Annotated in this window: 22 protein-coding genes and 1 riboswitch; of the genes, 21 read left to right on the top strand and 1 reads right to left on the bottom strand. The window is 63.5% G+C overall.

All coding sequences use genetic code 11. The features are described from left to right. The first annotated feature begins 12 nt into the window (after positions 1-12). The 15 genes from ASU23_RS19215 (at position 13) to ASU23_RS19150 (ending at position 14,970) form a co-directional block, all read left to right on the top strand. Entirely contained in the window at positions 13-987 is a 975-nt protein-coding gene (locus ASU23_RS19215) for an amino acid ABC transporter permease (RefSeq protein WP_058038525.1), read from the top strand. Then, complete coding sequence (locus ASU23_RS19210; RefSeq protein ID WP_054781841.1) at positions 984-1,769, top strand: amino acid ABC transporter ATP-binding protein; 786 nt, start codon at positions 984-986, stop codon at positions 1,767-1,769. The genes ASU23_RS19215 and ASU23_RS19210 overlap by 4 nt, the downstream gene beginning before the upstream one ends. A 34-nt stretch (positions 1,770-1,803) precedes the next feature. Beyond that, positions 1,804-2,775 (top strand): ABC transporter substrate-binding protein, encoded by a 972-nt coding sequence (locus ASU23_RS19205; protein ID WP_007726832.1) that lies wholly within the window; start codon positions 1,804-1,806, stop codon positions 2,773-2,775. 10 nt (positions 2,776-2,785) lie between these two features. Then, positions 2,786-3,895, top strand: coding sequence for an FAD-dependent oxidoreductase (locus tag ASU23_RS19200; protein WP_058038524.1), 1,110 nt, complete (start codon positions 2,786-2,788; stop codon positions 3,893-3,895). Between the two features lie 8 nt (positions 3,896-3,903). Beyond that, on the top strand, positions 3,904-4,494 hold the full coding sequence (locus ASU23_RS19195; RefSeq protein ID WP_047269464.1) for a GNAT family N-acetyltransferase: 591 nt from the start codon (positions 3,904-3,906) through the stop codon (positions 4,492-4,494). 17 nt (positions 4,495-4,511) lie between these two features. Beyond that, a riboswitch (SAM riboswitch) is annotated at positions 4,512-4,606 on the top strand. Then, on the top strand, positions 4,600-4,704 hold the full coding sequence (locus ASU23_RS35340; RefSeq protein WP_019749498.1) for a putative leader peptide: 105 nt from the start codon (positions 4,600-4,602) through the stop codon (positions 4,702-4,704). It overlaps the preceding riboswitch by 7 nt. Before the next feature lie 139 nt (positions 4,705-4,843). After that, the gene (locus tag ASU23_RS19190) at positions 4,844-6,481 is read left to right on the top strand and encodes an ABC transporter substrate-binding protein (RefSeq protein WP_003944291.1); all 1,638 of its coding nucleotides are present in this window, start codon (positions 4,844-4,846) and stop codon (positions 6,479-6,481) included. Positions 6,482-6,483: 2 nt separating this feature from the next. Next, entirely contained in the window at positions 6,484-7,482 is a 999-nt protein-coding gene (locus ASU23_RS19185; RefSeq protein ID WP_003944382.1) for an ABC transporter permease, read from the top strand. Beyond that, positions 7,475-8,365 (top strand): ABC transporter permease, encoded by an 891-nt coding sequence (locus ASU23_RS19180; RefSeq protein ID WP_007726838.1) that lies wholly within the window; start codon positions 7,475-7,477, stop codon positions 8,363-8,365. The genes ASU23_RS19185 and ASU23_RS19180 overlap by 8 nt, the downstream gene beginning before the upstream one ends. Further along, a complete protein-coding gene (locus tag ASU23_RS19175; RefSeq protein ID WP_007726839.1) occupies positions 8,362-9,984 on the top strand; it encodes an ABC transporter ATP-binding protein in 1,623 nt (540 codons plus the stop codon). Before ASU23_RS19180 ends, ASU23_RS19175 begins: the two co-directional genes overlap by 4 nt. After that, positions 9,971-11,089, top strand: coding sequence for an LLM class flavin-dependent oxidoreductase (locus ASU23_RS19170; protein ID WP_058038523.1), 1,119 nt, complete (start codon positions 9,971-9,973; stop codon positions 11,087-11,089). The genes ASU23_RS19175 and ASU23_RS19170 overlap by 14 nt, the downstream gene beginning before the upstream one ends. Before the next feature lie 24 nt (positions 11,090-11,113). Then, on the top strand, positions 11,114-12,484 hold the full coding sequence (locus ASU23_RS19165; RefSeq protein ID WP_058038522.1) for an NtaA/DmoA family FMN-dependent monooxygenase: 1,371 nt from the start codon (positions 11,114-11,116) through the stop codon (positions 12,482-12,484). Beyond that, positions 12,481-13,305 carry a DUF1684 domain-containing protein gene (locus ASU23_RS19160; protein WP_042925888.1) on the top strand — a complete coding sequence of 275 codons (825 nt, stop codon included), beginning with the start codon at positions 12,481-12,483 and terminating at the stop codon, positions 13,303-13,305. Before ASU23_RS19165 ends, ASU23_RS19160 begins: the two co-directional genes overlap by 4 nt. Then, positions 13,302-14,444: an LLM class flavin-dependent oxidoreductase gene (locus ASU23_RS19155; protein WP_058038521.1), complete on the top strand. Its 1,143-nt coding sequence runs from the start codon at positions 13,302-13,304 to the stop codon at positions 14,442-14,444. Before ASU23_RS19160 ends, ASU23_RS19155 begins: the two co-directional genes overlap by 4 nt. A gap of 28 nt (positions 14,445-14,472) precedes the next feature. After that, on the top strand, positions 14,473-14,970 hold the full coding sequence (locus ASU23_RS19150) for a nucleoside deaminase (protein ID WP_076948810.1): 498 nt from the start codon (positions 14,473-14,475) through the stop codon (positions 14,968-14,970). 30 nt (positions 14,971-15,000) lie between these two features. Here the strand turns inward: ASU23_RS19150 and ASU23_RS19145 are convergent, their stop codons facing one another. Then, entirely contained in the window at positions 15,001-15,942 is a 942-nt protein-coding gene (locus ASU23_RS19145) for an alpha/beta hydrolase family protein (RefSeq protein WP_003944347.1), read from the bottom strand. A 115-nt stretch (positions 15,943-16,057) separates the two neighbouring features. Between ASU23_RS19145 and ASU23_RS19140 the strand changes: the two genes are divergently transcribed. From ASU23_RS19140 to ASU23_RS19115, 6 genes are all read left to right on the top strand, one after another. Further along, positions 16,058-16,792 (top strand): hypothetical protein, encoded by a 735-nt coding sequence (locus tag ASU23_RS19140; protein ID WP_058038520.1) that lies wholly within the window; start codon positions 16,058-16,060, stop codon positions 16,790-16,792. After that, positions 16,792-17,265 (top strand): RDD family protein, encoded by a 474-nt coding sequence (locus ASU23_RS19135; protein WP_003944375.1) that lies wholly within the window; start codon positions 16,792-16,794, stop codon positions 17,263-17,265. Before ASU23_RS19140 ends, ASU23_RS19135 begins: the two co-directional genes overlap by 1 nt. Then, the gene (locus ASU23_RS19130) at positions 17,262-17,609 is read left to right on the top strand and encodes a YidH family protein (RefSeq protein ID WP_003944317.1); all 348 of its coding nucleotides are present in this window, start codon (positions 17,262-17,264) and stop codon (positions 17,607-17,609) included. Before ASU23_RS19135 ends, ASU23_RS19130 begins: the two co-directional genes overlap by 4 nt. Positions 17,610-17,704: 95 nt before the next feature. Then, positions 17,705-18,718, top strand: coding sequence for a glucose-6-phosphate dehydrogenase (coenzyme-F420) (fgd, locus tag ASU23_RS19125; protein ID WP_003944371.1), 1,014 nt, complete (start codon positions 17,705-17,707; stop codon positions 18,716-18,718). A 146-nt stretch (positions 18,719-18,864) separates the two neighbouring features. Then, the gene (pta, locus tag ASU23_RS19120) at positions 18,865-20,949 is read left to right on the top strand and encodes a phosphate acetyltransferase (RefSeq protein ID WP_042452123.1); all 2,085 of its coding nucleotides are present in this window, start codon (positions 18,865-18,867) and stop codon (positions 20,947-20,949) included. Beyond that, positions 20,946-22,145 carry an acetate kinase gene (locus ASU23_RS19115; RefSeq protein ID WP_007726849.1) on the top strand — a complete coding sequence of 400 codons (1,200 nt, stop codon included), beginning with the start codon at positions 20,946-20,948 and terminating at the stop codon, positions 22,143-22,145. The genes pta and ASU23_RS19115 overlap by 4 nt, the downstream gene beginning before the upstream one ends. Positions 22,146-22,148 lie beyond the last annotated feature (3 nt).

Genomic DNA, 22,148 nt, shown 5'->3' with positions numbered 1-22,148 from the left:
AGGTAGCGCGCCGTGAGCGCGCCCACCGATGTCCGCCCCGAAAAGTCGGTGTCCGAGTCGCAACTTCCCGACTCGGAGCTTGTCGTCGCTCGCACCTGGCACCCGCTGCGCTGGGTGATCAGTGCGGTCGTGCTGGTCCTGCTTGCTCAGTTCATCCACGGGCTCGTCGTCAACCCCGGCTGGGACTGGCCGACGTTCGCGCAGTACTTCACCGCGAAATCAGTGCTCGCCGCGTTGTGGATGACGATCAAACTGACCTTGTGGGGGACGATCCTCGGTTTCGGTCTCGGTGTCTTCCTGGCGCTCGGTCGGTTGTCGAAGAATCCGGTCCTGCAGGTGATCGCCTGGACCTACATCTGGGCCTTCCGCTCGATTCCACTCATCGTGCAGCTGCTCTTCTGGTTCAACATCACTTACCTGTACCAGACACTTTCTCTCGGAATACCTTTCGGGCCCGAGTTCTTCACCTTCCAGGTCAGCGGTGTGATCGGCGGATTCACCGCAGCAGTCATCGGTTTGGCGCTGCACCAGGCTGCATACTCGGCCGAGATCATTCGCTCCGGAATCATCTCGGTGGATCACGGTCAGATCGAAGCTGCTCACTCGCTCGGCATTCCGCGCAGTCGCCAGTTCTTCAAGATCGTTCTCCCGCAGGCAATGCGGGCGATCCTCCCCAACGCTGCCAACGAGGTCATCGGACTCTTCAAGGGAACGTCGATCGTCTCCACCATGGCAATCGCCGAACTGTTCTACCAGGTGCAGGTCATCTTCGGCCGCAGCGGACGAGTCGTGCCCCTGCTGATGGTCGCCACGATCTGGTACATCATCCTCACGACATTGCTCTCGATCGGTCAGTACTACGTGGAGCGCCACTATGCACGAGGATCCGCTCGTGCTCTTCCGTTGACTCCGGTACAGAAGGCGCGCAAGAAGTTCGAAGAGATTCGCGATGCGCGTCTCGATATTCCGAGAGGTGCTACCCGATGACCGCAGAACTGGCCGAAGATTCGGTGTACGCCGTCGAAGCACGCGGAATTCACAAGTCTTTCGGTGCCTTGGAAGTACTTGCCGGCGTTGATCTCCTGGTTCGCAAGGGCGAAGTGACCGTCATTCTCGGTCCGTCGGGTTCCGGTAAGTCCACCTTGCTGCGAACCCTCAATCACCTCGAAAAAGTCGACCGCGGAACCGTACGGATCGACGGAGAGCTGATCGGATACCGGCGCAAGGGAAATCGACTCCACGAACTGCGTGACCGCGAGATCCTGAAACAGCGTTCGCACATCGGATTCGTGTTCCAGAACTTCAACCTGTTTCCGCACCTGACCGCATTGGAAAACGTGGTGGAAGCGCCGCTCTCGGCCCAGAAGCGTGATCGTGACGAGGTGTACCGCGAGGCCCGCGCGCTGCTCGAGCGAGTGGGAGTGGGGGACAAGGCGGACGAGTATCCCCGCCAACTCTCCGGTGGCCAGCAACAGCGCGTCGCGATAGCGCGAGCGCTGGCACTGCGGCCGGCGGTCATTCTCTTCGACGAGCCGACGTCGGCGCTCGACCCGGAACTGGTGGGCGAGGTTCTCGAAGTCCTGGCTCAGCTGGCCCGTGACGGCGCCACCTTGGTGATCGTCACACACGAGGTCGGATTTGCTCGGGAAGTGGCGGACACTGCGGTCTTCATGGACGGCGGCGTCATCGTCGAACAGGGCCCGCCTTCGCAGGTGATCGACAATCCGGTCCACGAACGGACCAAAGCCTTTCTCTCCCGCGTCCTCTGACGCGACCCAGACTCTTTCCCGGAAGGAAAAATTGATGTTCTCCACATCCCGTCGCGCGACTTTTCTGATCTCGGCGCTTGCCACCGTCGGATTGCTCAGCGCTGCATGCAGCAGCGCGGACGCCGAGTCCGACGGCGCCCAGGTCACCGCTGCTGCGGGTTACAACCTCACGGCCGATCAGAACCGCATCACCACCGACAAGGTGGATTCCATCGCCGCCGAGCTACCTCAGGACATCCGCGATCGTGGCACGCTGCGCGTCACCGGTAGTGCCGGTTCCGCTCCGCCGCTCCGTTTCTACGCCGACGACGACACCACCCTCATCGGTTCCGAGACCGACTTCGCCTATCTGATCGGTGACGTTCTCGGCTTGAAGGTCGACCTGCAGACAGCAGATTGGGCACAGAACTTCGTCCGGATCGACTCCGGTGAGGCCGACGCCTTCCTCTCCAATGTGACTGTCACAGAGGAGCGTAAGGAGAAGTACGACTTCGCGACCTACCGTCTCGACACCCTCGCCTTCGAAGCCAAGAAGGGTGCCGGAATCTCCATCAAGGAACCCAAGGACGTCGCGGGCAAGAAGATCGCCGTCTCCTCGGGCACCAATCAGGAAGCGCTGCTGGTCAAGTGGAGTGAGCAGAACGTCGCGGCCGGCCTGGCGCCTACCGACATCTCCTACTACCAGAACACCACCGACTACTACCTCCCGCTGCAGTCCGGCCGGATCGACGCCTACTTCGGCCCGAACCCGTCATCGCAGTTCCACGCCAAGCAGTCGGGGGAGACCGAGGTTGTCGGTGAGTTCTCCGGGGCCGGCGACACCCTGCAGGGGCAGATCGCGGTGCTGGTGAAGAAGGACAACGGCCTGATCAAGGCGATCAACGACGCGATCAACCACACGATCGAGAACGGCACGTACCAGCAGATCCTCGAGCGCTGGAACATCACCAGCGAAGCCGTCGACACGTCCCTGATCAACCCGCCCGGCCTTCCGAAGACCAAGTGAGCTCTCGTCCATGAGTGAGATTCTCGATGTGATCGTCATCGGCGGAGGACTCGTCGGGTCCTCCGCCGCATGGCGGCTCGCGGCACGCGGACGTAGCGTAGTTCAGCTGGAACAGTTCGGGCCGGGGCACAAGCACGGTGCGTCGCACGGTACTTCGCGTATCTACCGGCAGGCGTACGACAATCACCTGTACACAGGTTTGGCGGCCGGCGCGCTGCCGCTGTGGCGGGAGTTGGAGACCACGACGGACATCGGGTTCCTGGAACTCACCGGTGCCGTCGATCACGGCCTGCCGCAGGCAGTGCAGTCCAAGGCGAAGATACTTCGCGAGGCGGGCATCAAGGGTGAGATCCTCACTCCTGCCGAGGCGTCCGCCCGTTGGCCGGGGCTGCGATTCGACACCACGGTGCTCCATCATCCCGACGCAGGCCGGTTGCACGCGGACCGCGCCGTGACCGCTCTGAAGGCAGGAGCGGTGTTTGCGGGCGCCGAGGTCCGTCACGATGTTCGGGTGTTGGCACTCGCGCGGGCGTCCTACGGCGTGGACGTGGTGACGGACAGTGGAACGCTCGCAGCTCGTCAGGTCGTGATCGCGGCCGGTGCGTGGACTGCAGATCTGATCGCAGACAGCGGTCTCGGCTCCGAGATCGTACTGCCGACGCTGCGCACGACACAGGAACAACCGGCACACTTCGCACCGCTCGATCCCGGAGTCGAGTGGCCGAGTTTCGTCCACCACACCGGCGCAGAATTGGAGACCGCGGGGATCTACGGGCTCGGTTCCGAGGACGGGATCAAGATCGGCGAACACGCGACCGGGCCGGTGGTGACTCCGCAGACCCGTGACTACACCCCTGATGTCGACGGAGAGCAGCGATTGGTGGAGTACGCCGAGTCGTGGTTGCCCGGCGTCGATTCCACCCGTGTCGAGTCGATCACGTGCCTGTACACGAGCACGCCGGACAGTAACTTCGTCATCGACCGAGTCGGCGCCGTCACGGTGGCGGCGGGATTCTCGGGGCATGGGTTCAAGTTCGGTCCGGCCTTGGGTGAACTTGTGGCGGACCTCGTCGACGGAACCACCCTCGCTCCGGAAGTTTTCAGGCTGGGGGAGCGTTGACCAGATTCATGGAGGAAAGTGTTGTGGCACTGGAGCTCGGAACTCGACAGCTCGAGGGTGTCGGAGCGGTAGAGGTCTATTCGGTATCGCAGGACGATCCCTTGGCAGCTCCACTGATCGCGGAGTTGGCACTCGAATACAGTTCGCGTTACGGCGGGACTCGCGAAGCGATGCTCGAGGATCTCACGACGTATCCGGCAGAAGAATTTGCCTATCCGCAGGGTGCGCTTCTGGTGCTCACCCACGACGGTCTGCCGATCGCCGGTGGTGCTTTTCGTCAATTCGATTCCACCACTGCGGAACTGAAGAGAATCTGGACGTCGGTCGACTATCGGAAGCGTGGCCTCGGCAAGGCCGTCGTTCGTGAGTTGGAACGAGAGATCGAGCTTCGCGGATACAGTCGGGTGTTCCTCACGACAGGGCCTCGGCAACCGGAGGCCGTCGCGCTGTATCTGTCCAGTGGATACACACCGCTTTACGACGCTTCGCTCTCGCCCGAAGAAGTGGGCGTCCACCCGTTCGAGAAGCAGCTTCGGGTGCTCGAAAATGTGACTCGAGCAGCAATTCCTACCGACCGGGTTGACAACACCCGGGTTTGACCTCGTACACTTGCGAACGACCATCCAGAGCGACCGAGAGACCTGGCTCATTGAAGTCGCAGCAACCCCCCGAGTGATCGGGTGCGGGTGCTACCGCCAGGACCGATGGAGGAACACGAAATGAAGGCAGTCGAAGGCGGTTTCGATACCGCCTGGTCGCGTCGTCACGTAGACCTGTGCCGCACCGCGGGATCTTTCTGTACCAACTGACCTCTCGGTTAGTCATTCGCACTCAGGCGAGTCGTCGACAAGTCTGTTTTCTCTTCTCACACAAGTGATTCGTGCTCGATCGCCTTTTTCGTCTCAGGCGACGGGTGCGCTCTTCGGCATGCCTCTTTAGGAGTTCTTGGTGTCTTCGCCCTCATTCGGTGCCCGCAAACGCGCGACCGTAATCGCCGGTATCGGTGCTGTCTCGGTTCTCGGCACCGTCCTCGCCGGCTGCAGCAGCGGGAGTGACAGTGCTGCCGACGCAGGCCCCGCCCAGTCCGGCGGAACCCTTCGCTACGGTCTGTCGCAGGCGCCGACGTGCGCCGATCCGGCCCAGGCCGGCAGTAACCAGACCGTGTATGTCACTCGGACAGTGGTGGATTCGCTTACCGATCAAAATCCCGACACCGGAGAGATCACGCCGTGGCTCGCCAAGAGCTGGGAGATCAGCCCCGACGCCGCTAGCTTCACGTTCGTCCTTCGCGACGACGCCACCTTCAGTGACGGCACACCGGTGACGGCGGATTCGGTGAAGAAGACCTTCGACTCGGTCAAGAACCTGGGACCGAACGCGTCGTTGGCGAAGAGTTACCTGTCCTCGTACACCGGTACCGACGTCGTAGATGCTCACACGGCGAAGATCAATTTCTCCGGACCCAATGTTCAGTTCCTGCAAGCAACTTCGACGCCACAGCTCGGAATCCTCGCCGATTCCACCACCGCGCTGGCATCCGAGCAGCGCTGCCCCGGTGCAGCGGTGATCGCCTCCGGACCGTTCGTGTACACCGACTGGCAGCAGGACAAGAGCGTCAAGATCGCCAAGCGTGCGGGATACAACTGGGCCTCGGATGCGGTCGCGCATCAGGGCGAGGCGTACCTCGATGGCGTCGACTTCACGGTGGTTCCCGAATCCGGTGTGCGGGCGGGCAGCGTGGCCTCCGGCCAGCTCGATGCGGTCAGCGATGCGCTTCCGCAGGATGCGCCGCAAATCGAGGGCGCGGGTGGACGAATCCTCACAAGGCCGAACCCGGGTGTGAGCTTCTTCTTCCAGCCCAACGTCAGTCGCGGCGTTCTCGCTGATCAGGCTGTTCGTCAGGCCATCATTCCCGCGATCAACCGCCAAGAACTCGTCGACACCGTTCTGGATCCGTCGTTCTTCCCGGCCACGAGCCCGCTGGCTCACACCACTCCGCTCTACAGCGACGAATCCAGTGTCGTGACGTACGACGCCGACAAGTCGGCGAAACTCCTCGACGCGGCTGGTTGGAAGACCGGCAGCGACGGTATCCGCGAGAAGGACGGGCAGAAGCTCACTTTCAGCGTCACCTTCAGTCCGGTGTTCTCGGGTAACCAGGCCATCCTCGAGCTCGTGCAGCAGCAGCTCAAGAAGGTCGGCGTCGACCTGCAGCTCAACTTGGTCTCGAACGGTGAATGGACCGAGAAGGGAGTATCGGGTGATTACGATTCGCTGTATTACAACAGCACTCGCGCGGACGCCGACATCTTGCGGGCATCGTTCAGCACCGAAGGCCGCAACCTGAACCGTCGCGGCGCAGATCCGGAGCTCGACAAGGTACTCACAGACCAGCTTGCAGCCACGGACAACGGCCAACGCGGCGAACTGGTATCCACCGCACAGGAATTGATCCTCGACCGTGGACTCTCCATCCCCACCATCGAGCTCTCGCAGGCCATCGGCGCCGGATCGAGTGTGCAGGACCTGAACTTCGAAGCCTCCTCGCGCCTGCAGTTCTACGACGCATGGTTGTCGGGTAAGTAATCATGACTCGATACGTACTCACCCGACTGGGCCAGGCCGCAGTGGTTCTGTGGGCCGCCTTCACCATCTCGTTCGTGATTCTGTTCCTCCTGCCGAGTGATCCCGTCAGCATGGCTGCCGACTCGTCCGGTCAGGGTGTTGCAGTGGATCAGGCTGCGCTCGATCAGCTTCGGGCACGGTACGGCTTGGACCAGTCGGTGTGGGTGCAGTACTGGACGTCGCTGACGAATGCTCTTCGCGGCGATTTCGGTACGTCCATCTCCACCGGTCAGTCGGTGACGGATGCCATCTTCTCGGCGCTGCCGAGCACTCTGGTCTTGGCAACCACCGCTTTGGTTCTGGCCGTGTTGTTCGGAGTGGCGATCGCGTTCTTCGCTACCTACACCCGCAAGCGGTGGCTCGCGAATCTGTTGTTCTCGCTGCCGCCGCTGGGTGTGGCAGTGCCCACTTTCTGGGTGGGCCTGATTCTTCTGCAACTCTTCTCGTTCCGTCTGCACATCTTCCCGGCATTCGGAGACAAGGGATTCGCAACGGTGATTCTTCCGGCGATCACCTTGGCGATCCCGACCGGCGCGGTGATCGCGCAGGTGCTCACGACCAGCCTGCAGTCGACGCTACGTTCGCCGCACGTGGAGACTGCGTACGCCAAGGGCGCAAGCCGTTGGCGCGTGCAGACCCGTCACGCGTTGCGACTGGCGAGCATTCCGGCATTCACCATTGCCGGTGTGCTGGTCGGCACGCTGCTGGCGGGCTCGGTGGTTGTGGAAACGGTGTTCTCCCGCGCGGGCGTCGGCCGTCTGACACAGACGTCGGTGATGGCGCAGGACATCCCGGTGGTGCAGGGAGTCGTTGTGTTCGCCTCTCTCGTGTTCGTGCTCGTCAACCTCGCGGTCGACCTCTTCTACCCCTTGATAGATCCACGGATCATCCAGACGAAGAAGAGTCACACCGAAAAGTCGAATACCGAAAGCTCGACCGATCTGGAGCCGGCTCATGTCTGACACATTGATCGAACCCCTACTCCTCGATCCGAGCGTCGAGGCGAAGGCACCTGTTGTTTCGCGCCGAAAGTCCACGGCCATCGGCTGGATCCGAAAGCCAGGCTTGGTGATTCCGGTGTTGATCGTGTTGCTTGCCATCGGCTTTGCCGTCGCACCCGGATTCTTTGCCAGCGGCGATCCGTTGTCCGGTGTCCCGGCGGACAAACTGCAGGGCCCGAGCCTGGCTCACTGGTTCGGAACCGACAATCTCGGTCGTGACCTGTACACACGGTTCGTGCACGGCGCCGCGCTGTCCCTGACCGCAACCTTGGTGGCGGTCGGAATCGCATTGGTGGCGGGATCGATAATCGGTTTGCTCGCGGGCTTTGTCGGTGGCGTCGTCGACGCCGTGCTGATGCGCATCGTCGACGTGCTGCTGTCCATTCCGGCGCTGCTGCTCTCGTTGGCACTGGTGACCGCACTCGGCTTCGGCACCATCAACGTCGCCATTGCTGTCGGCGTCAGTATGGTCGCCAATTTCGCGCGAGTGATGCGTGCCGAAGTGATGCGGGTGCGCGGAGCTCAGTACGTCGAGGCCGCGTTCAGTTCGGGTGTGCAGTGGCTCGGTGTCCTGCGTCGGCACGTGCTTCCCAACTCCTACGCGCCGGTGGTCGCGCTGTCCGCTGTCGAGTTCGGGCAGGCAGTACTGGCGGTGTCGGCTCTGAGCTTCTTGGGATTCGGCGCCGTTCCGCCTACCCCGGAATGGGGATCGCTGGTATCCGAGGGACGTAATTTCCTCGCCAATGCCTGGTGGATGACCACACTTCCCGGTCTCGCGATTGTCGCCGTGGTCATCTCGGCACACCGTATCGGCCACGAGATCGAAAGGAACAACCGGCGATGAGCACGACCGAGGAACAGTTGCTTTCCGTCACCGACTTACAGATCGCCTACGGCGCCGAGCCCGCGGTATCCGGCGTGAGCTTCACCGTCGGTCGGGGCGAAGTAGTTGCGGTGGTCGGGGAATCGGGTTCCGGTAAGTCGACCACGGCCCACGCGATATTGGGTCTGCTCGCCGGCAGTGGCCACGTCACCGGCGGGACCGTCGAGTTCGAGGGTGAACAGATCGACTCGTATTCCGACCGTGCGTGGCAGCGAATCCGCGGCGCGCGTATCGGTTTGGTGCCGCAGGATCCGACGACCTCGCTCAACCCGGTGACGAGGATCGGCGACCAGGTTGCAGAAGTCCTCCGGATCCACGGCCTCGCAGACCGTCGCAAAGCCCGGTTGGACGCCGTCGAGGTGCTCGAGCGCGCGGGTATCGACCGGCCGGAAATCCGAGCACGCCAGTACCCGCACGAGCTCTCCGGCGGTATGCGGCAACGCGTTCTGATCGGTATCGCGCTTGTCGCGAACCCGGCCCTCGTAATCGCCGACGAGCCGACCAGTGCTCTGGACGTCACGGTTCAACGGCGCATTCTCGACCATCTCGACGAGCGGATTGCCGAATCCGGTGCCGCCGTGCTCCTGATCACGCACGACCTGGGTGTGGCCGCAGACCGCGCGGACCGGATCCTGGTGATGCAGGGCGGCAGGATCGTCGAATCCGGCCGCACCGCAGATATTCTGGACAACCCGCGAGACGAGTACACGAAGAAACTTCTGAGCTCTGCGCCGAGCCTGTCCTCGGGACCAGTCGTTCGCCCGGTCCGCCAGGACACCAGCCCGCTGCTGACCCTGACGGGAATCACCAAGCACTTCAACGTCGGACGCGGGAGTTCGATCACCGCGGTGAACGAAGTGTCGCTGACTGTTCCGAGGGGTCAGACGGTGTCGCTGGTGGGGGAGTCGGGCTCCGGCAAGTCGACCACGGCGCGCATCGCCGTGCGGTTGGAGCAGGCGGATGCCGGCACCATCTCCTTCGACGGACACGACATCACGAAGGTCAAGGGCAGCGATCTGCGCGAGCTGCGCCGAAAGATCCAGCTCGTGTACCAGAACCCCTATGCATCACTAGACCCGAAATTGTCCGTCCAGGACATCGTTGCGGAGCCGCTGCGGGCCTTCAAGGTTGGTGGACGCAGCCAGCAGCAGACTCGTGCGGCAGAGTTGCTCGATCAGGTTGCACTTCCCGAGCAGTTTCTGAGCCGCAAACCGGCCGAACTCTCGGGCGGCCAGCGTCAACGGGTGGCGATCGCTCGTGCGCTCGCGTTGAAGCCGGACCTGCTCGTTCTCGACGAACCTGTGTCCGCTCTCGACGTCTCGGTGCAAGCGCAGATTCTGGCGCTACTCGACGAGTTGCAGCGCGAACTGGGCCTGACCTATCTCTTCATCTCCCACGATCTTGCGGTTGTTCGCCAGATCAGCGACGTCGTCGGCGTCATGCAGGCCGGGCGATTGCTCGAAATCGGCACTACCACCGAGATTTTCGACAATCCCCGAAACGAGTACACACGCACACTTCTCGACGCGATCCCCGGGCGGGATCATTCGACACGAAAGGCCGAACATGTCCGAGCGTAGTTCCGGAGCATTCCTGGTCGGCCTCGAATTCGAGGGAACCGGAGCTCATCCGTACTCCTGGCGACGCGAGGATTCGCGCGCCGAAGATCTGTTCACGCCCTCGTACTGGGTGGACCTGGTGACCGCCGCGGATCGGGGTGGGGTGGATCTGGCGTTCCTCCCTGACTCGTTCGGACTGCAATCCGAAGGCCGGCACGCAGTGCGCGGGAGATTGGAGGCGGTGGCAACTGCGGCGCGGCTGAGTGCCGTGACCTCGCGCATCGGTCTGATCCCCACTGCGACAGTCACGCACACCGAGCCGTTCCACATTTCCAAGGCCGTCGCGAGTATCGACTACTCGTCTGCTGGGCGGGCCGGTTGGCAGGTCGCGGTGTCCGACACCGCCGAGCAGGCGGCGTTGTTCGGCCGAAAGACAGTGCAGGGTCCTGAGTCTGCGTGGGAGGAAGCGTCCGAGGCTGTCGAGGTGGTCAGTCGGCTGTGGGACAGCTGGGAGGACGACGCCGAGATACGGGACGCTGCGAGCGGACGATTCATCGATCGGGACAAGCTGCACTACATCGACTTCGAGGGAAAGAACTTTTCCGTCAAGGGCCCGTCCATCACGCCGCGCTCCCCGCAGGGGCAGCCGCTGATCGCCGTCGACGCGAGCAGGCCGGAGGCACGCGAACTCGCGGTTGCGCGCGGAGATCTGATTCGGATCTCGGCAACCGATCTCGCCGAGGCCAAAACTACGGCCAAGCTGGTCCACGCGAGTGCCGCCGCCCTCGGGCGCAGCGTCAGGGTTCTCCTCGACGTCGACGTGCTTCTCGGCGCTGATCGCGGAGCCGCCGACGACGCTCTGGCGGAACTCGAGGAATGGGCGGGAGCGCCGTACGCCCCGCACTCGCTGTTCTATCGCGGTGACAGTGCCGGCCTGACTGTCCTCCTTCGCGAGATCGGTGGGCTGGCCGGGGTCGACGGTGTTGTCCTGCGTCCCTTGGCTTTGGCTGCCGCAGTGGAGAAGATCGCGGCGGACGTGGTGCCGACTCTCAATCCGCGACCGACTACCGGCCCGACGCTGCGCGAGCGGTTGGGTTTCGAGTTGCCCGTCAATCAGTTCGCGTAGCGCGAGCAAAGAACAGGAACACTGATGACACAGAACAGGATTCGCAAGCAAGTTCACCTGGGTGCTCACTTCCCCGGCGTGAACAACACCACGGTGTGGACCGATCCGGCGTCCAAGAGCCAGATCGAGTTCAGCTCGTTCGAGCATCTCGCCCGCAGTGCCGAACGCGGATTGTTCGACTTCTTCTTCCTCGCAGAAGGGTTGCGCCTGCGCGAGCATCAGGGCAAGATTCACGACCTCGACGTGGTCGGCCGCCCGGATACGTTCAGTATTCTCAACGCGGTTGCCGGTGTGACAACGCATCTCGGCCTGGCCGGGACGATCAACACCACGTTCAACGAGCCGTACGAGTTGGCCAAGCAGTTCTCGACGCTCGATCATCTCTCCGACGGCCGCGCCGCCTGGAACCTGGTCACCTCCTCGGACGCCTTCACCGGCGAGAACTTCCGCCGCGGTGGCTATCTGGAGCATTCCGAGCGGTACGCACGCGCAAACGAGTTGGTCGACGCAGTACGGACGCTGTGGGACAGTTGGAGCATCGATCGTCCGATCGTCGACCGTGAGCGCGGCGTTTTTGCCACCGACCAGCAGGTCGGTCAGTTCCACCACGCCGGTAAGCAGTTCGATATCACCGGACGCTTCGAAGTTCCTCGGAGTCCCCAAGGGCACCCAGTTCTGTTGCAGGCAGGTGATTCCGACGAAGGACGCGAGTTCGGCGCCGCCAAGGCGGACGCGATCTTCACCGGGCACGGAACGCTCGAAGCAGGCAAGGCGTTCTACGCCGACGTGAAGGGACGCCTGGCCAAGTACGGACGCACGCACGCAGACCTCAAGATTCTCCCCGCCGCCACCTTCGTCCTCGGTGACAACGCCGCGGACGCACAGGAGAAGGCATATCACATCCGGCGGCAGCAGGTCGGACCCCAGACTGCCATCGCTTTTCTCGAACAGGTCTGGGGCAGAGACCTTTCCCAGTACGACGCCGACGGCCCGTTGCCGAAGGAAGATCCGTCGGACGACGTCAACATCACCCGTGGACGCGTCCGCCACGTCAAGGATCCACGAGCGGTCGCAGATCAGTGGCGTGCCAAGGCCGAGGCCGAAAACCTCAGCATCCGTGAACTCATCATCGAAGTGACTGCCCGCCAACAGTTCGTGGGTAGCGCCGCCGAGGTCGCTGCCGAGATCGACAGCTACGTCCAGGGCGACGCAAGCGACGGATTCATCCTCGTTCCCCACATCACCCCCGCGGGCCTCGACGAGTTCATCGACACCGTCGTACCGGAACTTCAGGACCGCGGCAGTTTCCGGACCGAGTACTCAGGAACCACCCTGCGCAGCCATCTCGGGCTGCGCCACCCGCACGAGCAGGCTGAAGGAGTCCGCGCATCATGACCGTTACCGACACTTCCACCAGTACCTTCACCGGCGATTGGAATGCCTGGCACGCCTCGCGCGACGCCACCTTCGGCGAACCCCTCGGCTGGCTGAGCCTGACTGCGTTGCATTGGCTGGTGGACACCGATTCCACCTTCGCGGACCTGCCCGGTGCATGGCGCGCCGACGCGAATGCCGTTGTCGTCACCGCGACGCCCGCAGACGACTTGTCGATCGACGGCGTCGCCGTGGACGGTTCGGCCACTCTGAATCCGATCGAGGGGGCGCCGGGACTGATCGTCAAGCAGGGCGCACGGTTGGTCGAGGTCATCCGCCGCACCGGCGAGGTGGCTCTGCGGATCCACGATTCGTCGGCCCCGGCATTGGCGCAGTTCAGTGGTATCCCGACCTTCGAGCCGAACCCGCAGTGGCGCATCGAGGGTGTCTTCACAGCTTTCGAGGAGGCTCGCACGGTGACGACGGGCGCGGTCGTCGAGCGCCTCGAGCATCATCACGACGCCCTAGGAACCATCAGCTTCGAACACGACGGTGCAACGTATACGCTGATTGCGTTCGCGGGCAAGGACAACGGCTTTCACATCCTGTTCACCGACGCGACCAGTGGTGTGTCCACCTACCCGGCCGCACGCTCGCTGCACGTGAGCGCACCTGAACCCGGTGGCGCGGTAGTCCTCGATTTCAATCGGGCGTCGAACCTGCCCTGCGCGTTCACCGATTACGCGACGTGCCCGGTGGCCCCCGCCGAGAACCGCCTGGCGTTCGCGGTGGAAGCCGGCGAGAAGACACCGGACACCCGCTCCGAAAGCGGACCGAGGTGAGCGCGCCGCTGTCCGTACTCGACCTCTCGCCGATCAGTGAGGGCGGAACGGCCCGCCAGGCTTTGCGGAACTCGCTGGACCTCGCTCGTTCTGCCGAAGCGTGGGGATACAAGCGTTACTGGGTCGCCGAACACCACTTCGTCGGCGTTGCCTCTTCGTCGCCAGCAGTGCTTGTCGGGCTGATCGCGGCCGCCACCAACACCATTCGCGTCGGCTCGGCCGCCGTGCTGCTGGGCAACAACACGGCGGCTCAGGTGGTCGAGGCCTTCGGTACCGTCGAAGCGTTGTATCCGGGTCGTATCGATCTCGGTATCGGGCGCAGCGGACAGCGTCGGGTGGAGGCACTTCGCGCCGTCGCTGCCGGAACGCCTGCGCCGGCAGAATCGAAGCGAGAGAACGTCGTACGCGACGGCGTCGTGATCCCGGCACCCTTCGATCCAACCGGTCTTCTCACGTCACCGCGGTTGCAGGCGTCGTTCGAGGCATTGGCGTTTCCGGGCGCGCAGGCGCCCGATTTCAAGCAGCAGGTCGACGACATACGCTCGCTCCTGAACGGTACCTACAGAACCCGCGACGGCATCGAATTGCACGCCAGTCCCGGCGAGAATGCCGACGTCGAACTGTGGGTGTTCGGAAGCAGTGCGGGCCCCAGTGCCGAGCTCGCCGGACGACTCGGATTGCCGTTCGGTGCGAATTACCATGTGGCGCCCTCGAGTACGCTCGATGCCGTCGAGGCATACCGTGCAGCATTCCGACCGTCGGCAGTTCTGTCGGAGCCGTATGTCGTCGTCTCCGCGGATGTTGTTGCTGCGGAAGACGATGCGACGGCGAGAGGGTTGGCGTCTACGTTCGGGCACTGGACGCACAGCATTCGCAGCGGACACGGCGCCATCCCGTACCCCGATCCCGCGACAGCGCTCCCACTTTCCGACGCCGACAAAGCAGTGGTGGAGGATCGGCTGATCACGCAGTTCGTCGGTTCACCGTCTATCGTCGCCGACAGGCTCGACAGTTTGCAGAAGCTCACCGGAGCGGACGAATTGGTAATCACCGGGGTGACCCATCGGCACGAGGATCGTCTGCGCTCGTACGAGCTGCTTGCCAAGGAATGGGGACTACCCGCACTACTGGCAGCGTGAGTTTGCCTTGGTCCATTAGTGTCGAGTGATGTTTTCACCTCGAGATGCCCTTGCGGTTGCTCTTGACGTAGCGCGTGAGGGCATGGAGCTCGGGGAGATGCCGATCGGCGCAGTCGTGTTCGACGACGACCGTGTGCTCGGGCGGGCGTATACGCAAGAACGGGCACTCGGCCGACGGGTAGTCCATGCGGACCTTCAAGCGCTCTTGCAGGCCGACGAGGCTCTCGGATTCACTCGAGCGTCCGGTGAATTGACATTGGCGGTCAATCTCGAACCATGTCTCATGTGTATGGGTGCCGCGATCACGCTCGGCGTGACCCGGGTGTGGTTCGCTCTCGAATCCCCGAACGACGGTGCGGCGGAACTCGTGCAGCTGTGGGCGCCGCCTGTGGAACTTCCGTTTTTCTGTAAGCCGCGTGAAGTCCTCGGTGGCATCCGCCGTGACGAAGCGCGAAATCTGTTCGCTGAATACGCCACCGGCACTGGCCCCGCCGGGATGCGGGACTGGGCGCGCAGTCTCACCTGACGCCATGGCTTGTAAGGAGGGCCGTGAGGCTCACGCCCCGATAGCGCCCGCGATCATCGGCCACGACGCGCGCATGTCGGCTTCGAAGAGCCCCCAGGTGTGGGTGCCTTCGGGTCGGAAGCTGAACGTTGCGGGAATGCCGAGCTGACCGAATCGCCCCTGCAGGGCAGCGGTGCACATGTTGGTGATGCCTTCGAGGACCGCGCCGGGAACGACGCCGGCGGCCATCGCCAGCGAGTTGATTCCGTCCACCGGGCCGGGGAGGCCGTTGCCGGTCGAGATGAACAGCGCTGTGCCACGCAGTTTCTCGGCGTTGATCAACGGGTCGTGCGCCGCCCACTGCGGGCTACCCCACGGCCCCCACATGTTGGCCGCGTTGCCGCCGCCGAGTATCTCGACCATCGAGCGCACCGCTGCCTGGCCGAGCGGGTCGCCGGCGCGCGGACAGCCGCTGTACGAGCCGACTGCGCGGTAGGTGCCCGGCGACTGGATCGCGAGGTCCAGAACCGGTCCGCCGGCCATCGACACACCGCCGAGTGCGTTGACACCGGTCGTGTTGTACCGAGCGTTGACCGCCGCCGGTAGTTCCTTGGTGAGGTACGTCTGCCACTTGTTACGGCCCAGCACCGGATCGTCGGCGTTCCAGTCGGTGTACATGCTGAACTTGCCGCCGACCGGCATGACCACGTTGACGTGTTTGTCGTCGAAGAAGTCACGAACTCCGGTGTTGTTGAACCACGAGATCCCGTCCTCGCCGCCGCCGACACCGGTCAACAGATAGAAGGTCGGGGCCGGGCCTCCTCCGGCCGGCGAAATCACGTCGTTGGCGATCCAGCGGTCCATCGAGGGGGAGTAGACGTCGATGCGACTGACCACGGAATCCGCGCTCGCGGTCGGCGCGCTGAGGCCGAGAAAGCCGGCGGCCATGGCCACCGCCATCGTCAGCCGAACCGTGAAACGACGTGTCTTCATATTTCCCCCCAGGCGCAAGCCGGACAGCGTATTTGTGCCTTCCAACAGTGGCACAATGCGAAGAGGAGTGACGAATGTCCGGGTAACAGTCGTATAAGAAGATGGAGACAATTGCGTGGGATCGCAGTCGCACCACCCCGAATCCGACGTGATTCGGCTGGCCTTCGGGCTGGCCGCGATCACGGCTGGTGCGGCGCGCAGAACCGCTGGTCTCGCACTTGATTCCGTGCAGCGGATCCCTGTCGTCGGTGACGCACTCGACGGCGCGATCACCCAGGTCACCACTCGCGGCACGGAAGCGATGCACTCGACCGTGGAGTTCGCCGACTCGACCTTGCGGACGGTGATCAAAGCTGTCGTCGACGCTGCTCTGTCCGAAGTCGACATCACCAAGATCGTCGTCGACCACGTGGACATCGACAAGATCGCCGAGAACATCGACGTGGACAAGATTGCCGAACGGGTCTCGCTCGAACCGATCATCGACCGGGTCGACGTGGACGAGATCGCAAGCCGCCTCGACGTCAAAGCGGTGATCGATCGCCTCGATCTCGACGGGATAGTCGACACGGTCGACCTCGAACGCCAGGTCAACCGCATCGACCTCGTCAAGATCGCCGACCAGGTCATCGAGGGCGTCGACCTGCCCCAGATGATCCGTGAATCGACCGGTTCACTCTCCACGGAAGCCGTGCACGGAGCTCGAGTGCAGGGCATGCAGGCGGACGACGCTGTCGCCGGCTTCGTCGGGCGACTCTTCGGCCGCGCCAGCGCACCGTCATCAGATAAACCTTCACCAGAAAAACCGTCGACAGAGACCGATCCGAAGACGAACGCAGGCGAACGCTAGTGGCCCAGGAGAGTTCCGGCCCAGCCGGCATCGTCACCCGTGGACTCGCCGGACTGATCGACCTGGGCGTCGTCCTGCTCCTGATGGGTTCCGTGTACGTGGGCTTCGCCTTCGTCCGACTGCTCTTCTCGCCACAGAGTTTCACTTTCTCGGAACCGGGAATCTTCCTGTCCACGACGGCATTTCTCGGTGTCTCGGTGGCGTATCTGACCGCCTGCTGGGCGACCACCGGTCGGACCGTCGGGTCCCTCGTGATGGGGCTGCGGGTGATCACGTCCGGGCATCGCCTCGTGCGCTGGCCGTTGGCCTTCATCCGTGCGGTGCTCTGCGTGCTCTTCGCCTTCGGATTGCTGTGGTCGGCGGTCGATCGACGACGACGTTCGTTGCAGGACATCGTTCTGCGCACCGAGGTCGTCTACGACTGGCGTCAGGACCCGGATCTGGTGGCACCGCACGGAGGTGAGCACGCATGAGTGAACCGAACCGCCCGGACGAGCGCTTCACCCTTGCCAGCGAGCGCACCTTCCTCGCCTGGATGCGTAGCTCACTCGCCCTGCTGGCCGGAGGCATCGCCGTCGTCCAATTGGTACCGGAATGGAGTACCGGGTGGGTTCGCACGACTCTCGGTCTGACCCTGATCGCACTCGCGGCGGCGGCCGCACTGGTAGGTATGCGACGCTGGCTACAGGTGAAGAAGGCGCTCGAGGACGGAGCGGCGATGCCGGAACCGCACGCATTGTGGCTGTTTGCACTGGCGCTGGCCGGGGTTGCCGTCGCAGCCGGCGTGGCAACGGTGGTCACCAGCCTCGCTCGCTGAGATACGCAGAGAAGTCCGAGCGGTGTCTGGATAGTCTGCAAAGAACGTGAAGCATGTCAGAGAAGTAAACGAAACAGACGACAAGGGAGTGCACGGTGGCGCAGGAACTCAAGCTCGGATACAAGGCATCGGCTGAGCAATTCGGCCCTCGCGAACTGGTAGAGCTGGCAGTTCTGGCAGAGCAGCACGGCATGGATTCCGTTGCGGTGAGCGATCATTTCCAGCCGTGGCGCCACAACGGTGGCCACGCACCGTTCTCGCTCGCCTGGATGACCGCCGTCGGTGAGCGCACCGAGCGCGTGCAGATCGGCACGTCCGTGATGACGCCGACGTTCCGCTACAACCCGGCAGTCATCGCTCAGGCGTTCGCGACGATGGGATGTCTCTACCCGGGACGCATCATGCTCGGCGTCGGCAGCGGTGAGGCTCTCAACGAGATCGCCACCGGCTTCCAGGGCGAGTGGCCCGAGTTCAAGGAACGCTTCGCGCGGCTGCGTGAGTCCGTGCGGTTGATGCGTGAGCTGTGGCTGGGCGATCGTGTCGACTTCGAAGGCGAGTACTTCACCACTCGTGGCGCGTCGATCTACGACGTTCCCGAGGGAGGCATTCCCGTGTACATCGCGGCCGGCGGACCCGTTGTCGCCCGGTACGCGGGACGTGCCGGTGACGGCTTCATCTGCACCTCCGGAAAGGGCATGGAGCTCTATACCGAGAAGCTGCTTCCAGCCGTTGCCGAGGGCGCAGCCAAGGCCGAGCGCGACGTCGCCGACATCGACAAGATGATCGAGATCAAGATCAGCTACGACACCGATCCGGAGGCTGCACTCGAGAACACCCGCTTCTGGGCTCCGCTGTCCCTGACGCCGGAGCAGAAGCACAGCATCGAGGATCCGATCGAAATGGAAGCCGCTGCCGACGCTCTGCCCATCGAGCAGGTGGCCAAGCGTTGGATCGTCGCTTCCGATCCGGACGACGCCGTCGAGCAGGTCAAGGCCTACGTCGATGCCGGTCTCAATCACCTGGTGTTCCACGCACCGGGCCATGATCAGCGCCGGTTCCTCGAACTGTTCGAGCGTGACCTCGCGCCTCGCTTGCGTGCTCTGGGCTGATCCTCGAGATCAACTGAACGGTGTCTGCCACTCGACGTGTGGCAGGCACCGTTCGTCTTTCTCGTAGCCGCCGGTTGTCGGCACGAGCGTGAGCGTGACCACGATCAGTGGCAAGGTGGGCGGCGGCCCACACTAGGCTGTTGGGCATGCCAGAAGCGCCCGCTGCCGTGTCGAGTGTCTACGTTGCCTCTCCTGAAGGTGACACCGGAAAATCCACCATCGCGCTTGGCGTGCTGCAGATGCTGTGCGCGACCGTCGCCCGGGTCGGAGTCTTCCGCCCGATCGCCCGCTCTACCGAGGAAACCGACTACATCCTCGAACTGCTGCTCGAGCACACCACCGCCGATCTCTCCTACGCCGACGCACTCGGCGTCACCTACGAGCAGGTTCACGCCGATCCTGAAGCCGCGCTGGCCGACATCGTCGCGAAGTACCACACCGTGGCCGAGCAGTGCGACGCCGTCGTCATCATCGGAAGTGACTACACCGACGTAGCAAGCCCGAGCGAGCTGAGCTTCAACGCCCGCATCGCCGTGAACCTCGGCGCGCCGGTTCTGCTGGCGGTTCGAGGCGCTCGGCGCAGTGTCGAGGAGGTCGCCCAGCTCGCGCATCTATGCGCCGCCGAGTTGGCCGCCAACCACGCTCATCTGCTCGCGGTCGTCGCCAATCGTTGCGATCCCGACAAGCTCGACGAGGTCACCGCAGCGCTGTCCGACATCGGTGTTCCGACGTGGAGCCTGCCGGAGATTCCGTTGCTCGTCTCGCCCACGATGGCCGAGTTGATGGAGGCCACCGGCGGCGAGTTGTATTCGGGTGACCCGGAACTGCTGCACCGCGAAGCGCTCAAGGTGATGGTGGGCGGCATGACCGCGGAGCACATCCTCGAGCGTCTGGTCGAGGGCATGGTCGTCATCGCACCGGGCGATCGCTCGGACGTTCTGCTCGCATTGCTCAATGCACATGAGGCGGAAGGATTTCCGTCGCTCGCGGGCATCATCATGAACGGCGGAATCACACCGCACCCGGCCATCGCAGCGTTGATGGCCGGCCTCAAACAGCGTCTTCCGATCCTGACGACAACCCTCGGTACCTTCGACACCGCAAGCGCTGCAGCCCAAACCCGCGGACGCGTGGCAGTCGGTTCGCAGCGCAAGGTCGACACCGCGTTGAGCTTGATGGAACAGCGCGTCGACGCCGACGTCCTGATGGACCGACTGGCACTGCCGATTCCGTCGGTCGTGACCCCACAGATGTTCGAGTACAAGCTCATCGACCGCGCTCGACGCGATCGCAAGCACATCGTCCTCCCGGAGGGTGACGACGACCGGATCCTGCGCGCGGCCGGCCGGCTGCTGCAGCGCCAGGTTGCCGACCTGACGATCCTCGGTGACGAACCCAGTGTGCGTCGACGCGCAGCGGAACTCGGCGTCGACATCAGTGGCGCGCAGGTACTCGCACCCGCGCAGTCCGAGTACACCGAGCGCTTCGCACAGGAATACACCGCGCTGCGTGCTCACAAGGGCATGACCATCGAGCGGGCCCGCGAGGTGATCGCCGACATCTCGTACTTCGGAACGATGATGGTGCACTTGGGAATTGCCGACGGCATGGTGTCCGGCGCTGCACACACCACCGCTCACACGATTCGACCCTCGTTCGAGATCATCAAGACCGCCCCCGGTGTCTCGACGGTCTCGAGCATCTTCCTGATGTGCCTGGCCGACCGCGTTCTCTCCTACGGTGACTGCGCCGTGGTTCCGGACCCGACGTCGGAGCAGTTGGCGGACATCGCGATCTCGTCCGCACAGACGGCGTCGCAGTTCGGGATCGATCCGCGCATCGCGATGCTCTCGTACTCCACCGGGGATTCGGGCAGCGGAGCCGACGTCGACAAGGTTCGCACCGCGACCGCTTTGGTGCGCGAGCGTCGACCGGATCTGTTGGTGGAAGGGCCCATTCAGTACGACGCCGCCGTCGAGCAGAGTGTCGCCGACAAGAAGATGCCGGATTCGCTGGTGGCGGGCAAAGCAACGGTGTTCGTGTTCCCGGACCTGAACACCGGCAACAACACGTACAAGGCAGTGCAGCGTAGCGCCGGTGCTATCGCCGTCGGGCCGGTTCTGCAGGGACTGAACAAGCCGGTCAACGACCTCTCGCGTGGAGCGTTGGTCCAGGACATCGTCAACACCGTGGCTATCACGGCAATACAGGCACAGGGAGCGCAAGCGTGAGCGACGGCACCGTACTGGTCATCAATTCCGGCTCGTCATCCATCAAATTTCAACTCGTGCATCCGGATACGGCGGAATCGGTGGCGCACGGTCTCATCGAGCGCATCGGTGAGCCCGACGGCCACATCGTCTACAACCACCGCACCGGAGTCGAAGACCGGAGCCTTCCGATCGCCGATCACCGCGCAGGTCTGAAGATGGTGCTCGACATCGTCGCCGAGGTCGGGCGGCCGCTGAGTGAGGCCGGAATCATCGCAGTCGGTCACCGAGTCGTGCACGGTGGTGACATCTTCTATTCGCCGACTCTCATCGACGACGGCGTCGTGAAAGCCATCGCGGATTTGTCGAACCTTGCGCCGCTGCACAATCCGGCCAACGTGATCGGTATCGAGGTGGCGCGCGAAGAACTGCCAGACGTTCCGCACGTCGCAGTGTTCGACACCGCCTTCTTTCACACACTGCCCGCGGCGGCGTCCACCTATGCGATCGATCGGGATGTGGCCAAGGCCAACCAGATTCGCCGGTACGGCTTCCACGGGACCTCACACGAATACGTGTCTGGACGGGTCGCGGAGTTCCTCGGCAAGGATCCGGCCGAGCTGAATCAGATAGTCCTGCACCTCGGAAACGGCGCTTCGGCCTCGGCAATCAAGGGCGGCAAGGCCATCGACACCACGATGGGCCTCACCCCGCTCGAGGGTCTTGTCATGGGCACCCGCAGCGGCGACATCGATCCAGGCATCATCTTGCACCTCAACCGCAACTCGGGAATGAAGGTCGACGAGATCGACGACCTCCTCAACCGGCGCTCCGGTTTGAAGGGACTGTCGGGAGTCAACGATTTCCGTGCCCTGCTCGCACTGATCGAGGGCGGCGACCAAGACGCACAACTTGCGTACGACGTTTACGTGCACATGCTCCGTAAGTACATCGGCGCCTTCATCGTTCAACTCGGTGGCGTCGACGTCATCACCTTCACCGGTGGCGTCGGGGAGAACAACATCGACGTGCGACGCGACAGCCTGGCCGGGCTTTCCCGTCTCGGTATCGAGGTCGACCCGGCTCTCAACGAGGCGAAGAGTCGCGACGAGCGTCGTATCTCCGCATCCTCGTCGGCCGTCGAGGTGCTGGTGGTCCCCACCAACGAGGAGTTGGCGATCGCCCGCGCGGCGAAGGCTTTGGTGGCCGCACTGTAGGTT

The organism is Rhodococcus sp. KB6 (assembly GCF_001445685.1).
Classification (GTDB): domain Bacteria; phylum Actinomycetota; class Actinomycetes; order Mycobacteriales; family Mycobacteriaceae; genus Rhodococcus_F; species Rhodococcus_F qingshengii.
Note: the sequence above shows the minus strand (reverse complement) of the source record. Positions and strands in the feature narration are given on the sequence as shown.

Bases quoted from the DNA above. Each gene is read 5' to 3' on its own strand.
- ASU23_RS19210 (WP_054781841.1), top strand. From the start codon at position 984: ATGACCGCAGAACTGGCCGAAGATTCGGTGTACGCCGTCGAAGCACGC.
- ASU23_RS19205 (WP_007726832.1), top strand. From the start codon at position 1,804: ATGTTCTCCACATCCCGTCGCGCGACTTTTCTGATCTCGGCGCTTGCC.
- ASU23_RS19200 (WP_058038524.1), top strand. From the start codon at position 2,786: ATGAGTGAGATTCTCGATGTGATCGTCATCGGCGGAGGACTCGTCGGG.
- ASU23_RS19195 (WP_047269464.1), top strand. From the start codon at position 3,904: ATGGAGGAAAGTGTTGTGGCACTGGAGCTCGGAACTCGACAGCTCGAG.
- ASU23_RS35340 (WP_019749498.1), top strand. From the start codon at position 4,600: ATGGAGGAACACGAAATGAAGGCAGTCGAAGGCGGTTTCGATACCGCC.
- ASU23_RS19185 (WP_003944382.1), top strand. From the start codon at position 6,484: ATGACTCGATACGTACTCACCCGACTGGGCCAGGCCGCAGTGGTTCTG.
- ASU23_RS19180 (WP_007726838.1), top strand. From the start codon at position 7,475: ATGTCTGACACATTGATCGAACCCCTACTCCTCGATCCGAGCGTCGAG.
- ASU23_RS19175 (WP_007726839.1), top strand. From the start codon at position 8,362: ATGAGCACGACCGAGGAACAGTTGCTTTCCGTCACCGACTTACAGATC.
- ASU23_RS19170 (WP_058038523.1), top strand. From the start codon at position 9,971: ATGTCCGAGCGTAGTTCCGGAGCATTCCTGGTCGGCCTCGAATTCGAG.
- ASU23_RS19165 (WP_058038522.1), top strand. From the start codon at position 11,114: ATGACACAGAACAGGATTCGCAAGCAAGTTCACCTGGGTGCTCACTTC.
- ASU23_RS19160 (WP_042925888.1), top strand. From the start codon at position 12,481: ATGACCGTTACCGACACTTCCACCAGTACCTTCACCGGCGATTGGAAT.
- ASU23_RS19150 (WP_076948810.1), top strand. From the start codon at position 14,473: ATGTTTTCACCTCGAGATGCCCTTGCGGTTGCTCTTGACGTAGCGCGT.
- ASU23_RS19145 (WP_003944347.1), bottom strand. From the start codon at position 15,942: ATGAAGACACGTCGTTTCACGGTTCGGCTGACGATGGCGGTGGCCATG.
- ASU23_RS19130 (WP_003944317.1), top strand. From the start codon at position 17,262: ATGAGTGAACCGAACCGCCCGGACGAGCGCTTCACCCTTGCCAGCGAG.
- pta (WP_042452123.1), top strand. From the start codon at position 18,865: ATGCCAGAAGCGCCCGCTGCCGTGTCGAGTGTCTACGTTGCCTCTCCT.